Raw genomic sequence first — 13273 nt, forward strand, 5'->3', positions numbered from 1 at the left:
CGGCGTCAGTGGCTACGTAGGACCTGGGCAACGGTCGCGACATTGTGGGCGAGGTGCAGCGGATTGATGGTCCCGACAATAGCACTGGCAACACCCGGATGTTCAAACAACAACTCGAAACTGGCGCGCACCGGATCCACGCCCGGACTCAGGCAGACATGACCACTGGCGAGGGCTTTCTTGACCAGAATGGCTTTGCCGTGTGCAGCAGCATAGTCAATGACGGCCTTCTCGTTTTGTTCGTTCAGATTGTAGGTGACCATCGCGCAATCGCCTTGCTCCAGTGCCTTGAGGCCACCGTCGACGGTTTTGCCGGAAAACCCGAAACCGCGAATCTTGCCTTCGGCCTTGAGCGCGGCGAGGGTGTCGTAGACTTCGCAGTCATTGAGGATCGCCAGGTCATTACCATCGGAGTGCACCAGCACCAGGTCGATGAAGTCCGTTTCCAGGCGGTGCAGGCTGCGTTCCACCGACATTCGAGTGTGTGCGGCGCTGAAATCGTGACGGGACTGGCCGTCGGCAAACTCCTCGCCGACCTTGCTGACAATCACCCAATCCTGACGCTGACCGCGCAGCAACGGGCCGAGGCGTTCTTCGCTGCGACCATAGGCCGGGGCGGTGTCGATCAGGTTGATGCCCAGGTCGCGGGCGAGTTTGAGCAGCCTGCGTGCTTCATCGTCATCGGGAATCTGAAAGCCGTTGGGGTACTTCACCCCTTGGTCGCGGCCCAGTTTCACGGTGCCCAGGCCCAGGGGTGAAACCAGCAGGCCGGTGCTGCCCAACGGGCGATGCAGGTCGTGCAGGGTCGGTTGGCTCATGGCAGCAGTTGCTCCCAGGCCGGTACGCCCATCGGCGGCTTCGGCAGTTCAGGCAGTGCTGCCGGGTGGCTTGGCTGGATACCGTCGCGGGTCAGGCTGGCGATCACCCGGTCGGCGAAGTCCGGCGCCAGGGCGAGTTTGGTCGGCCAGCCCACCAGCAGTCGGCCTTCCTCGGCCACAAAGGCGTTGTCGGGACGGGTCAGGCCTGATTGCAGCGGTTCGGCGCGATCCACGCGCAAGGTGGCCCATTGCACTGTGCTCAGGTCGATCCATGGCAGCAATTGACCTAGTTCTTTCTGTGCGGTGGCGATCTGCTCGGCGGGCTCACGGGTCACGCCTTCGGATTCCGCGATATCGCCGCCCAGGTACCAGACCCATTGGCCATCCGCCGCCGGGTGCGTGGTCACGGTGATGCGCGGTTTGGTGCCACCACCCAGGCAGTGGGCGTACAGCGGTTTGAGGCTTGGCCCCTTGGCGATGATCATGTGCAACGGGCGGCGCTGCATGGCGGGCTGGCTCAGGCCCAGCGTTTCAAGCAATGCCGCGGTTCCGGCGCCGGCGCTCAGGACGATGCGTTGGGCACGGATCTCGCGCTCGTCCACCTTCAGGCCGACCAGCACGCCGCCTTCGAGCAGCGGCTCGATCTTCTTCCCGGCGAGCAAGCCATCTCCGGCCAGGTCGGCCAGGCGCTGGATCAGGCTTGGCACGTCGACCACCAGTTCCGCCAGGCGATAGACCTTGCCCTTGAAACGTTTGTCTTGCAGGGCTGGCGGCAATTGCTCGCCCTTGACCTGATCGACGCGGCCGCGCACGGCTTTGCTGGCGAAGAAACTGGTGAGGTTGCCGGCGAGGGTGCCAGGGGACCAGAGGTAATGGGCTTCGGACAACAGGCGCACCCCGGACAGGTCCAGTTCGCCGTCGCCAGCCAAGGCTTCACGCCAGCGGCGCGGCATGTCGGCGATGGCTTCCGAGGCACCGGTCAGGGCGCCATGCAGCGCGTATTTGGCGCCCCCGTGGATGATGCCCTGGGACTTTACACTCTGCCCGCCGCCGAGGCTGGCGCTTTCCACCAGCACGGTCGAAAAACCCTGGCGACGCAGGCGCGCATTCAGCCAGAGGCCGGCGACACCAGCGCCGACAATCAGCACGTCGGTGGAAATAACGGATGGCATTCGGCGACCTCTGTGTTCAAGACGAGGGCGCAGTATACAGACTCGAAGATTGGAGGGGCTGACGCCAGTACTCTCGAGTCAACGAGTAACCCTGTGGGAGCGAGCTTGCTCGCGATAGCGGTGGGTCAGTCAACATTGATGCTGAATGCCATGCCGTCATCGCGAGCAAGCTCGCTCCCACAGGGGGTCGTGTTTCGAGCTCTAGTGCCCGGCAGTCTTGGAGAAGAGCTGGATGACCACAACACCCAGCACAATCAGCGCCATCCCCATCATCGCCGGCACGTCCAGCTTCTGCCCATAGATAAACAGCGCTGCGATGCTGACCATCACGATCCCCATGCCGGCCCACACGGCGTACGCCACGCCCACCGGAACGCTGCGCACCACCAGGGTCAGCATCCAGAAGGCGATCCCGTACCCGACGATGACCAGCACCAGTGGCAGCGGGGTGCTGAAGCCTTTGACCGCTTTCATCGAAACAGTGGCAATCACTTCGGCGCAGATGGCAATGGCCAGGAAGTAGTAAGCGGTCATGGGTCAATCCTCGTGTGAAGTGTTGCTCTCTGAGGTCGGCATTCTAGAGATTCGCCAGATGCGGTAAAGTCATTACCTATCTGTTTGAGAGATGGGTTGAGCCATGAGCATGCAATGGAATCTGGAGCAGCTGCGGTTGTTTGTGAGCGTAGCGGAGCAGCGTTCGTTTTCTGCGGTGGCGCGCGATCAGCGCAAGGCGCAGTCGGCGGTCAGCAGTTCGATAGCGTTGCTGGAAGAAGACCTGGGCGTCAGCCTGTTCGACCGCAGCAGCGGCCGTCAGCCGAAACTCACTGAAGCCGGCACGGCTTTGCTGGACGAAGCGCGGGAAGTGTTGCGCCAGTGCGAACGGCTCAATGGCCGGGCGCTGGCGATGATGCGCGGGCAGGAAGCTCGACTGCGTGTGGCGCAGGATGAGGCGATGCCTTATCAGCCGATCATCGAAAGCTTCGAAGCCCTGGCGGAAAAATTCCCCAGCCTTGAAGTGCAACTGACCAGCGCCGCCCAAGGCGATGTCGCGCGCAAGCTGGTGGAGCGGCGCGCCGATCTGGGGCTGCTGTTCTTTCACGATCAGATTCCCGAGGCACTTGAGCGGCGGGTGCTGGGCAGCGTGGAAATGGTCACGGTGTGCGGCAAGGATCATCCGTTGGCGCGCAAGGGCGTAGTGGACGGCCAGCAACTGGCGCAACATCGGCAGTTGCTGATGTCCACAGAGTCGAGCATTTATCCCGGCAGTGATCCGGCCAGCCCGCAGGTCTGGCGCGCCGACAGCTTCTATGTGATGGCCGAATGGCTGGTGCGCGGCCTCGGCTGGGCCTGGTTGCCACGCCACGTGGTGCAGTACCCGACCTATCAGAACCAGATGGTCGAACTGGTCAGCGAATGGACCCCGCCGGCCCTGGTGGTGGAACTGGTATGGCGCCGGGATGAACCGCTCGGTCCGGCCGCGCGCTGGCTCGCCGAACGTTTTGCCGTGCACTTGCAGACGATAGGCGAAAAAAGCCGATAAACTCCGCCGCCATGAATAGAACTCTCTACACCGCGCTGTTTTATCTGGGGCTGCCATTGGTAGCGATTCGGCTTTGGCTGCGCGCGCGCAAGGCGCCGGCGTATGCTAGGCGCATCGGCGAGCGCTTTTCCTACGGGATGCCGACGATGAAACCGGGCGGCATCTGGGTGCACGCCGTGTCGGTGGGCGAAAGCATTGCGGCCGCACCGATGATTCGCGCCTTGCTGGCGCGTTATCCGAATCTGCCGATCACCGTGACCTGCATGACCCCGACCGGTTCGGAACGCATCCATGCACTGTTCGCCAATGAGCCGCGCATCCAGCACTGCTATCTGCCCTATGACCTGCCTTGCGCTGCCCGGCGCTTCCTTGATCGGGTCCAGCCGAAACTGGCGGTGATCATGGAAACCGAGCTGTGGCCCAACCACATCCATCAATGTGCCAAACGCGGGATCCCCGTCGCGTTGGCCAATGCGCGGCTGTCCGAGCGTTCGGCCAGAGGTTACGGCCGGTTCCCCAGGCTGACCCAGCCGATGCTGGCCGAGATGAGTCTGTTCGCGGTGCAGACCGAAGCCGAGGCCCAGCGCTTGCGCGACCTGGGCGCGCGGACGGAAACCGTCGAAGTGACCGGTTCGATCAAGTTCGACCTGACCATCGACCCGCAACTGCTGGAGCGCGCCGTTGAGTTGCGCGGGCAATGGCAGGCGCTGGAACGACCGGTGTGGATCGCGGCCAGTACCCATGACGGCGAAGACGAGGTGGTGCTGGCGGCTCACCGTCAGTTGTTGGCCAGTCACCCCGATGCCCTGCTGATTTTGGTGCCGCGTCATCCTGAGCGCTTCAATTCGGTGTTCGGGTTGTGCCAGCAACAAGGGTTTGCCACGGTCCGGCGCTCCAGCGGCGATGCGGTCAGTGCGAATACTTCAGTGCTGCTGGGCGACACCATGGGCGAGTTGCTGTTTCTCTACGCTCTGGCGGACAGCGCATTTGTCGGTGGCAGCCTGGTGCCGAATGGCGGGCATAACCTGCTGGAGCCGGCGGCCCTGGCTAAACCGGTGTTGAGCGGTCCGCATCTTTTCAACTTCCTCGAAATCGCCGCGCAGTTGCGCAGTGCCGGGGCGTTGCAGGAAGTGGAAGATGCCGAAGGGCTGGCGGTGGCGGTGCAGCGACTGTTCGAACTGCCGCGAGATGCGCAGCGCATGGCTAAGGCCGGGTTGACGGTGATGCGCACCAATCAGGGGGCGTTGCAGCGGTTGCTGGATGGGTTGGGGCGGTTGATCGACAAGTCTTCAATTCGCCGCTGATCCTGTGGGAGCGAGCTTGCTCGCGATGGCGGCTGTACATCCAACACCTAAGTTGCCTGTCAGTCAGCTATCGCGAGCAAGCTCGCTCCCACAAGGTTTGTGCTGCCTTGAACTCTGATGGTCAAGGTCGCGCTTTCAACTGCTCCTCTGCCGCCTTGGCCAGATCCGGAGGCAGGAAGTCCTTGTCCGGGTTGTAGTTCGGGTTGAGCCAGCGAGCCAGGGTTTGCAGGTCCCCCGGATTCAACGTACCGGCCTGTTGCTTCAAGCGCAGGTTGTCGAGGATGTAGTCGTAGCGGGTGTTGTTGTAGTCGCGCACCGAGGTGTAGAGCGAGCGCTGCGCATCCAGCACGTCGACGATGTTTCGCGTACCCACCTGATAGCCGATTTCAGTCGCTTCCACCGCGCTCTGGTTGGAGATGATCGATTGCTTGCGCGCCTGTACCTGCTCGACATCGGTGTTCACCGCGCGGTGCAGGTCGCGGGTGTTTTCCACGATGCTGCGGCGCAGGGATTCGCGTTGCTGTTCGGTCTGGTCCAGTTGTGCATAGGACTGACGCACCTGGGAGTTGATCAGGCCACCGCTGTAGATCGGGATGTTCAGTTGCAGGCCCACGGTCGTTTGCTCGACGTTGCCGCCATACGCCTGGGGCAGGTTGTTCGGGTTGCTGAAGCCCAGTGCGTCGTTGTCGCCTTTCTCGTACTTGGCGATCGCGTCAACCGTTGGCAAGTGCCCGGACCTGCGTTGCTTGAGGGTTTGCTCGGCGGCGCTGACGGCATAGTTGCTGGCCAACAGATTGAGGTTCTGCCTGCCCGCGGTTTCGACCCAGGCCTTGGCGTCGTTCGGTACTGGCGGCAGGATCGGCAAGTCATGCCTGATGCCCCAGATCGAGTTGTACTGACGGTTGGTCAGGGTAATCAATGCTTCAAAGGCGTCGTCCACCTGGCGCTGCGCAACGATGCGGTTGGCGCGAGCGGTGTCGTAGCTGGCCTGTGAGTTCAATACGTCGGTCTTGTCCGAGAGGCCGACATCGAAACGCTCATTGGATTGATCGAGCTGGCGTTTGAACGCCGCTTCTTCGGCCTTGGTCGAAGCCAGGTTGTCCTGGCTGCGCAGCACGTTGAAATAGCTGTCAGCGGTTTGCAGGATCAGGTTTTGCTCGGTCGCCGAGAGTTGCAGGGCGGCCTGTTCGTTGACTTCCTTGGCGGCCTGGAACTGGAACCAGCGATCGGCGCGGAACAACGGCTGCGCCAAAGTGGCCTGGTAGGAATGAGCGTCGCGGTTGGTCGTGCCCGAAGGTTGATCGAGCGACGTACGCACCTCGGAAACATTGGCGCCGCCCGAGAGGTTCGGCAGCAGCCCGGCGCGAGCCTGGGGCACGACTTCTTTCTGCGCGCCATATTGGGCGATGGCAGCCGCCAGGTCGGCGTTGTTGTTGACGGCTTCTTGATAAACGCTGACCAGGTCCGTCTTGGCCGATAAGGGCACATCTGCTGCCCAGGCCATTCCGTTGGACGCACAAGACACGGCGAGGGCCAGTGAGAGTTTGCGCAGCATAGACGATCCCTAGAATTGATATTACAGAGGTAATTTGAGCGCCAAGGCTAAGGCCCTGCTTTGACAGCGTCAATGCGCGGCTCAGCGTAGCGAGTGTAGTTGTGCATTCGGACGGCAACAATCCTGATACTGCGTGTAATTACGCCATTCATCATGGTGTTTGCCGTGGGGTTGGCGTTCTTTGCCAGTTGTGTCTAGACTGGCCGGGTTCTTGTCGGGGTGCCTTGCTTTGAGGCTGAGATCGAATAATTTCGGATCCCGTTGAACCTGATCAGGTTAGCGCCTGCGTAGGGAACAAGATTTCTCGTCACCCGGCGAGTCCTCTTGTGCTTCGTCCGGGATGTTGTTCGACAATCGAACACCCCTCGAGCACTGAGCACAGCACAGCTGGTTTTCCCAGCGCCCGTGCGTCCATTCGTTTACAGGTTCGCTCCGACAAAAATCCACTGCCTGGATGTGTGTCTGGAGAGCCCGTGATGACTACAAAAGCAAAAATCGCCACCAACCTGAGTGATTCGGCCAAGGTCGATCAGCAATCGGTTCAGCCGTTTACCCGCTCGCAAAAAATCTATGTTCAGGGCACTCGCCCGGACATCCTCGTGCCGATGCGCGAAATCAGCCTGGACGTGACGCCGACCGACTTCGGTGGCGAGGTCAACGCACCGGTGGTGGTGTATGACACCTCGGGTCCGTACACCGACCCCAATGTCATCATCGATGTGCGCAAAGGCCTGGCCGATGTGCGTTCGCCGTGGATCGAATCCCGTGGCGACACCGAGCGCCTGAGCGGTCTGAGTTCGAATTTTGGCCAGGAGCGACTTGCCGATCCGGAGCTGACCAAGCTGCGCTTCGCCCACGTCAACAACCCGCGCCGCGCCAAGCCGGGCGCCAACGTCAGCCAGATGCACTATGCGCGCAAAGGCATCATCACCGCCGAGATGGAATACGTCGCCATCCGCGAAAACATGAAGCTGGAAGTGGCCCGTGCCGCCGGCCTGCTGGACCAGCAACACGCCGGCCACAGCTTCGGCGCCAGTGTGCCGAAAATCATCACCCCGGAATTCGTCCGTGACGAAATTGCCCGTGGCCGCGCGATCATTCCGGCCAACATCAACCACACCGAACTGGAACCGATGATCATCGGCCGTAACTTCCTGGTGAAGATCAACGGCAACATCGGCAACAGTGCACTGGGTTCGTCCATCGAAGAAGAAGTGGCGAAACTGACCTGGGGCATTCGCTGGGGTTCGGACACGGTCATGGACCTGTCCACGGGCAAGCACATCCACGAAACCCGCGAGTGGATCATCCGTAACTCGCCGGTGCCGATCGGTACGGTGCCGATCTACCAGGCCCTGGAAAAAGTCGGCGGCGTGGCCGAAGACCTGACCTGGGAGCTGTTCCGCGACACGCTGATCGAGCAGGCCGAGCAGGGCGTCGACTACTTCACCATCCACGCCGGCGTGCTGTTGCGCTACGTGCCGATGACCGCCAAGCGCGTGACCGGCATCGTCTCCCGTGGCGGTTCGATCATGGCCAAGTGGTGCCTGGCGCACCACAAAGAGAACTTCCTCTACACCCATTTCGAAGACATCTGCGAAATCATGAAGGCCTACGACGTCAGCTTCTCGCTGGGCGATGGCCTGCGTCCGGGCTCGATTGCCGACGCTAACGACGAAGCGCAGTTCGGCGAACTGGAGACCCTCGGCGAGCTGACCAAGATTGCCTGGAAACACGACGTGCAGTGCATGATCGAAGGCCCGGGCCACGTGCCGATGCAGTTGATCAAAGAGAACATGGACAAGCAGCTCGAATGCTGCGACGAGGCGCCGTTCTACACCCTAGGCCCGCTGACCACCGACATTGCGCCGGGCTACGACCACATCACCTCCGGTATCGGTGCGGCGATGATCGGCTGGTTTGGTTGCGCGATGCTCTGCTACGTGACGCCGAAGGAGCACCTGGGCCTGCCGAACAAGGATGACGTGAAGACCGGGATCATCACCTATAAGATCGCCGCGCATGCCGCCGATCTGGCGAAGGGGCATCCGGGCGCACAGATCCGCGACAATGCCTTGAGCAAGGCGCGCTTCGAATTCCGTTGGGAGGACCAGTTCAACCTGGGGCTCGATCCGGACACCGCGCGTTCGTATCACGATGAAACCCTGCCGAAGGATTCGGCCAAGGTGGCGCACTTCTGCTCCATGTGCGGGCCAAAATTCTGCTCGATGAAGATCACCCAGGAAGTCCGCGAGTATGCGGCCAACCAGCGGATCGAAGCGGTCGACGTGGACGTCGCCCAAGGCATGGCCGAACAGGCCGAGCGCTTCAAGCAGGAAGGCAGTCAGCTGTATCAGAAAGTTTGATCTGAGCTGAGGTCGGCGGTGTTTTCACCGCCGCCATCGCGAGCAAGCTCGCTCCCACAAGGGATTTGTGAGCGCCGCAAGTCCCCTGTGGGAGCGAGCTTGCTCGCGATGACGATCATACAAACAACAAATGTCCCTCTGAGATAACACCCTTGAGCATTCAACCCAGCACTTACTCCCCCGATATCGCGGTGCCGACCGACAAACGTGTATTCGGCGGCCGCGATCTGTTTTCCCTGTGGTTCTCCCTCGGCATCGGCCTGATGGTGTTGCAGACCGGTGCCTTGCTTGCCCCAGGCCTTGGCCTGTCCGGTTCGTTGCTGGCGATTTTTCTCGGCACCCTGGTCGGCGTTCTGCTGCTGGCGGCGGTCGGCGTGATCGGTAGCGACACCGGCCTGTCGTCGATGGCTGCGCTCAAGCTCAGCCTCGGCGCCAAAGGCGCAAGCCTGCCGGCGGTACTGAACCTGCTGCAATTGATCGGCTGGGGTTCGTTCGAAATCATCGTCATGCGCGATGCTGCCAGCCTGCTGGGCGCGAAGGCCTTCAACGAAGGTAGCCTGCTGTCCAATCCCGTGCTGTGGACGCTGTTCTTCGGCGCACTGGCGACCTTGCTCGCGGTCAGTGGTCCATTGACGTTCGTGCGCCAGATCCTGCGCAAATGGGGTATCTGGCTGCTACTGGCCGCGTGTGTCTGGCTGACCTGGAACCTGTTCGCCAAGGCTGACCTGGCCGCGTTGTGGGCGCAGGCCGGTGACGGTTCGATGCCGTTCGCCGTGGGTTTCGACATCGCCATTGCCATGCCGCTCTCTTGGTTGCCGCTGATCGCCGACTACTCGCGCTTCGGCAAACGGGCGAAAAACGTCTTCGGCGGCACCGCCATCGGTTTCTTCATCGGCAATTTCTGGCTGATGAGCCTGGGCGTGGCCTACACCCTGGCGTTCGCGCCGAGCGGTGAAGTCAATGCCTTGCTGCTGGCGCTGGCCGGCGCCGGCCTGGGGATTCCGCTGTTGCTGATTCTGCTGGATGAATCGGAAAACGCCTTTGCCGATATTCACTCGGCGGCGGTGTCCAGCGGGATTCTGTTGCGCGCCAAAGTCGAGCACCTGGCGTTGGCCATCGGCGTTATCTGCACGCTGATTGCCCTGCTGGCGCCGTTGGCCCAGTACCAGAACTTCCTGCTGCTGATCGGTTCGGTGTTTGCGCCGTTGTTCGGCGTGGTGCTGGTGGATCACTTCATCCTGCGCAAACGCAGTGGCCAGGTGGCGTCAGCCGCGTTGCGCTGGCCGGCGCTGCTCGCCTGGCTGGGCGGGGTCAGCACCTATCACTTGTTGGCCAACCTGTATCCGGATGTCGGCGCAACCCTGCCGGCACTGGTAGTGGCAGGGTTGCTCCAGCTAGTACTGGGCCGGGCCTTCAGTTACGGCCGGGAAACAGCTCGGGCTTGATGATGCCGTTCAGGCGAGGGTAGGGGATCTTCAGCTCGACATGGCCCAGCGCGTAAGGCGCGATGGTGCTGGTTTCGTATTTGAGGATTACCCCGCCGTAGGTCAGCGCCACGTTCTGGGTTTTCTGGAACGGCCAGCTCTTCACGAACTCCGGTTCCTGATCGAGCTTGGTGCTGATCAGCCAGCTGTTGTGCGCCACTTGCGCGGCTTTCCAGAACGCGTCTTCCTGCCCAGGCACCAGCATGTCCGACAGCGTCAGCACTTTATGCTGTTGGCGTGAATAGTTGATGAAACCTCGACCTGGGGTGCCATGGGCACCGCCGGTGTCCAGGTAGCTGGACAATTCGACGATCACCAAGCCGTCATGCTGCTCACGTACCTTTGCCTGCAGATAGCTGCTGAAGCGCGGGCCGGCGGTGCGCAAAAACTCTTCGCGATAGGCCGCCAGGGTCGGGGCGACCGGCGCGTCGGGCGAGGTGCGGGTCATTTGCAGCAGGCGCTTTTCGATGATGCCGTCCAGTGCAGGCTCGTCCGGGAAGTGCAGGGTGTCGATGTTGACCAGCGGGCAATCCGGGTTGCTGCAACCGGGCTTGAGTTGCTCGGAGGCGTCGCGGGTGGTTTCCAGCGGCGTCCGGTAGTTGGGCTGGAACAGGCTCGCGCAAGCGCCCAGGGTCAGGGCGATAGCGGCCACGGAGGCGATTTTGAAAAGCGACATGAGCGTCCTTTCTGAAACAGGGAAGGCAAAAAGTTACCGGCTTCGACTCTCAACAAAGCAGTCAGTTCGCCACTAAGCTAATTAGAGTGGGTTTCGCCCTCACCGTCCATCCCGCTGACGGGAAAGGGGCTGCATCAAACGTCACGGGCGCGTTAGGATGGCGCGAAGTCGAGGCCCAGGAAAAAAGCAGCCTCGAACAGGATTTGCAGTAAAAGAGGATAGTCATGACGGATTTTGCCAACGCCATTCCGACCGCCGTTGATATCGTGCGGCGCGAAAAGTGCTACGAGGGCTTCTACAAACTCGAACGCGTGCACTTGCGCCACGAATTGTTCGCCGGGGGCATGAGTCGCGAGATCAATCGTGAAGTGTTCGTTCGCCATGACGCGGTATGCATGCTGCCTTACGATCCACAACGCGATGAAGTGGTGCTGATCGAGCAGTTTCGCGTCGGCGCCATGGGCAAGACCGACAACCCGTGGCTGATCGAACTGGTCGCTGGTCTGATCGACAAGGATGAAGTGCCGGAAGCAGTTGCTCACCGCGAAGCGCAGGAGGAAGCTGGGCTTGAAATCGGGGCGCTCTGGCCGATGACCAAATACTTTCCATCGCCGGGCGGCAGCAACGAATTCGTGCATCTGTACCTGGGGCGTTGCGACACTACCGGGGTTGGCGGCCTGCATGGGCTGGAGGAAGAGGCAGAAGACATCCGCGTCACGGTCTGGGCTTTCGAAGATGCCCTGCAAGCCGTGCGCGACGGGCGTATTGCCAACGCGGCGAGCATCATTGCCTTGCAATGGCTGGCTTTGAACCGCGTTGAAGTGAGGGGGTTATGGTCGTAAACAAGCTGCGCGATCGCTATCGGGTGGACCTGGTGGGGCTGCAAGCGTCCTGCGAGGCGAACTACGCGCGCTTGATGCGACTGCTGCCGGACATGCGCAGCGAGCCCGCCGCGCGGCGCATCGCCGTGACCCATGGCGACCAGATGCTCGGTGTGCTGGCCCTGGAAGTCCTGCTGACCTGCCCCTACACCACGACCCTGCAAGTGCGTCAGGAACACAGCCTGCCCTGGCTGCCGGTGCCGCAACTGGAAGTGCAGGTCTATCACGACGCGCGCATGGCCGAAGTGGTCAGCGCCGAACATGCACGACGCTTTCGCGGCATCTATCCTTACCCGAACGCCTCGATGCACCAGCCGGACGAAAAGGCCCAGCTGAACATGTTTCTGGGCGAGTGGCTGAGCCATTGTCTGGCGCTGGGGCATGAGTACGAAGTTGTCCGTTAAACGAGCAACGCAGTTGTGAACTGTGTCAGGTTCAACAGTTTCCCCTTTCGGTCATCCCCCAGCATAATTGCGGCACTTACCAATCCCCGTGATCACGCCCTGGGAGAACGCCTTGCCGAGCGTATCCACATTGACCACCGCCGATCCGGCGTTGCTGGTGCAACTCTCCGACAGTCACCTGTTTGCCGAAGCGGACCGCGCGTTGCTGGGCATGAACACCCGCGACAGCCTGCAAAAGGTCATCGAACTGGTGCGCGCGCAACAGCCGCGGATTGACTTGATCCTGGCCACGGGTGATCTGTCCCAGGACGGGACGCTGGAGTCCTACCAACAATTTCGCGACATGACGCGTCAGCTCGATGCGCCGGCGCGCTGGATTCCCGGCAATCACGATGAGCCGCAGATCATGGCCGAGGCGGCGGTGCAGAGCGCTTTGCTCGAACCGGTGGTGGATATCGGCAACTGGCGGGTCACGTTGCTCGATTCGGCGGTGCCAGGCTCGGTGCCTGGTTATTTGCAGGATGAACAGCTGCAGTTGCTCGCCCGCTCGTTGAGTGAAGCACCGGAACGCCATCATCTGGTGTGCTTCCACCATCACCCGGTGTCCATCGGTTGTGCATGGATGGAGCCGATAGGCTTGCGCAATCCCGAGGCGCTGTTCGCCGTGCTGGATCGCTTCGAGCAGGTACGTGCGGTGTTGTGGGGGCATGTGCACCAGGAAATCGACCGGATGCGCAACGGCGTACGTTTGATCGCCTCGCCCTCGACCTGCATCCAGTTCGAGCCCGGCAGTGAGGATTTCAAGGTCGGGGAACAGGCCCCCGGATATCGCTGGCTGCGGTTGCTGCCCGATGGGCGGCTGGAAACGGGTGTCGAGCGGGTCACCGGGTTTGATTTCACCGTGGATTACGGTTCCAACGGCTACTGATTTTTTCTTTTTTTCTGGAAAACCTAGTCGCGCCCTTCGCGAGCAAGCCCGCTCCCACAGGGGGAGCTTGTGACCGACGCAGGTCCAGTGTGGGAGCGGGCTTGCTCGCGAAGGCGTCTACACAGACACCGTGGATTCTGTGGAT

The 13273-nt window shown here is 61.5% G+C and carries 12 protein-coding genes and 1 riboswitch; of the genes, 7 read left to right on the forward strand and 5 right to left on the reverse strand.

What is annotated here, in order from left to right:
• Positions 1-5 precede the first annotated feature (5 nt).
• The 3 genes from ABIE16_RS21235 to ABIE16_RS21245 form a co-directional block, all read right to left on the reverse strand.
• Positions 6-818, reverse strand: a complete 813-nt coding sequence (locus ABIE16_RS21235; RefSeq protein ID WP_057712273.1) for an aldo/keto reductase — start codon at positions 816-818, stop codon at positions 6-8.
• A complete protein-coding gene (locus ABIE16_RS21240) occupies positions 815-1990 on the reverse strand; it encodes an NAD(P)/FAD-dependent oxidoreductase (protein ID WP_429521874.1) in 1176 nt (391 codons plus the stop codon). The genes ABIE16_RS21235 and ABIE16_RS21240 overlap by 4 nt, the downstream gene beginning before the upstream one ends.
• Positions 1991-2191: 201 nt before the next feature.
• Positions 2192-2524, reverse strand: a complete 333-nt coding sequence (locus ABIE16_RS21245; RefSeq protein ID WP_090452780.1) for a DMT family transporter — start codon at positions 2522-2524, stop codon at positions 2192-2194.
• Positions 2525-2627: 103 nt separating this feature from the next.
• On the opposite strand from ABIE16_RS21245, the gene ABIE16_RS21250 reads away from it, so the two are divergent.
• Both ABIE16_RS21250 and waaA read left to right on the forward strand, forming a co-directional pair.
• The gene (locus ABIE16_RS21250) at positions 2628-3530 is read left to right on the forward strand and encodes a LysR family transcriptional regulator (protein ID WP_218495196.1); all 903 of its coding nucleotides are present in this window, start codon (positions 2628-2630) and stop codon (positions 3528-3530) included.
• A gap of 11 nt (positions 3531-3541) precedes the next feature.
• A complete protein-coding gene (waaA, locus tag ABIE16_RS21255; protein WP_218495195.1) occupies positions 3542-4834 on the forward strand; it encodes a lipid IV(A) 3-deoxy-D-manno-octulosonic acid transferase in 1293 nt (430 codons plus the stop codon).
• Between the two features lie 121 nt (positions 4835-4955).
• Here waaA and ABIE16_RS21260 read toward each other — a convergent pair whose 3' ends face one another.
• Entirely contained in the window at positions 4956-6389 is a 1434-nt protein-coding gene (locus ABIE16_RS21260) for a TolC family outer membrane protein (protein WP_090452786.1), read from the reverse strand.
• A gap of 205 nt (positions 6390-6594) precedes the next feature.
• A riboswitch (TPP riboswitch) is annotated at positions 6595-6700 on the forward strand.
• A gap of 165 nt (positions 6701-6865) precedes the next feature.
• Between ABIE16_RS21260 and thiC the strand changes: the two genes are divergently transcribed.
• On the forward strand, positions 6866-8755 hold the full coding sequence (gene thiC, locus ABIE16_RS21265) for a phosphomethylpyrimidine synthase ThiC (protein ID WP_008063536.1): 1890 nt from the start codon (positions 6866-6868) through the stop codon (positions 8753-8755).
• Positions 8756-8907: 152 nt separating this feature from the next.
• Entirely contained in the window at positions 8908-10200 is a 1293-nt protein-coding gene (cytX, locus tag ABIE16_RS21270; RefSeq protein ID WP_154861136.1) for a putative hydroxymethylpyrimidine transporter CytX, read from the forward strand.
• Here cytX and ABIE16_RS21275 read toward each other — a convergent pair.
• On the reverse strand, positions 10169-10915 hold the full coding sequence (locus ABIE16_RS21275; protein WP_102669298.1) for an RsiV family protein: 747 nt from the start codon (positions 10913-10915) through the stop codon (positions 10169-10171). The genes cytX and ABIE16_RS21275 overlap by 32 nt on opposite strands.
• Before the next feature lie 224 nt (positions 10916-11139).
• Between ABIE16_RS21275 and ABIE16_RS21280 the strand changes: the two genes are divergently transcribed.
• The 3 genes from ABIE16_RS21280 to cpdA all read left to right on the forward strand — a co-directional run bounded on the left by ABIE16_RS21280 (position 11140) and on the right by cpdA (position 13128).
• Entirely contained in the window at positions 11140-11757 is a 618-nt protein-coding gene (locus ABIE16_RS21280) for an NUDIX domain-containing protein (RefSeq protein ID WP_057712264.1), read from the forward strand.
• The gene (locus ABIE16_RS21285; RefSeq protein WP_007977461.1) at positions 11748-12200 is read left to right on the forward strand and encodes a DUF1249 domain-containing protein; all 453 of its coding nucleotides are present in this window, start codon (positions 11748-11750) and stop codon (positions 12198-12200) included. The genes ABIE16_RS21280 and ABIE16_RS21285 overlap by 10 nt, the downstream gene beginning before the upstream one ends.
• Before the next feature lie 112 nt (positions 12201-12312).
• A complete protein-coding gene (gene cpdA, locus ABIE16_RS21290) occupies positions 12313-13128 on the forward strand; it encodes a 3',5'-cyclic-AMP phosphodiesterase (RefSeq protein WP_057712263.1) in 816 nt (271 codons plus the stop codon).
• Positions 13129-13273 lie beyond the last annotated feature (145 nt).

It is taken from the genome of Pseudomonas sp. 2725 (assembly GCF_050434585.1).
In the GTDB taxonomy this organism is placed as follows: domain Bacteria; phylum Pseudomonadota; class Gammaproteobacteria; order Pseudomonadales; family Pseudomonadaceae; genus Aquipseudomonas; species Aquipseudomonas jessenii.

Coding starts and splice junctions, on each gene's coding strand:
- ABIE16_RS21280 (WP_057712264.1), top strand. CDS start 11,140: ATGACGGATTTTGCCAACGCCATTCCGACCGCCGTTGATATCGTGCGG.
- ABIE16_RS21235 (WP_057712273.1), bottom strand. CDS start 818: ATGAGCCAACCGACCCTGCACGACCTGCATCGCCCGTTGGGCAGCACC.
- ABIE16_RS21260 (WP_090452786.1), bottom strand. CDS start 6,389: ATGCTGCGCAAACTCTCACTGGCCCTCGCCGTGTCTTGTGCGTCCAAC.
- ABIE16_RS21240 (WP_429521874.1), bottom strand. CDS start 1,990: ATGCCATCCGTTATTTCCACCGACGTGCTGATTGTCGGCGCTGGTGTC.
- waaA (WP_218495195.1), top strand. CDS start 3,542: ATGAATAGAACTCTCTACACCGCGCTGTTTTATCTGGGGCTGCCATTG.
- thiC (WP_008063536.1), top strand. CDS start 6,866: ATGACTACAAAAGCAAAAATCGCCACCAACCTGAGTGATTCGGCCAAG.
- ABIE16_RS21285 (WP_007977461.1), top strand. CDS start 11,748: ATGGTCGTAAACAAGCTGCGCGATCGCTATCGGGTGGACCTGGTGGGG.
- ABIE16_RS21245 (WP_090452780.1), bottom strand. CDS start 2,524: ATGACCGCTTACTACTTCCTGGCCATTGCCATCTGCGCCGAAGTGATT.
- ABIE16_RS21275 (WP_102669298.1), bottom strand. CDS start 10,915: ATGTCGCTTTTCAAAATCGCCTCCGTGGCCGCTATCGCCCTGACCCTG.
- ABIE16_RS21250 (WP_218495196.1), top strand. CDS start 2,628: ATGAGCATGCAATGGAATCTGGAGCAGCTGCGGTTGTTTGTGAGCGTA.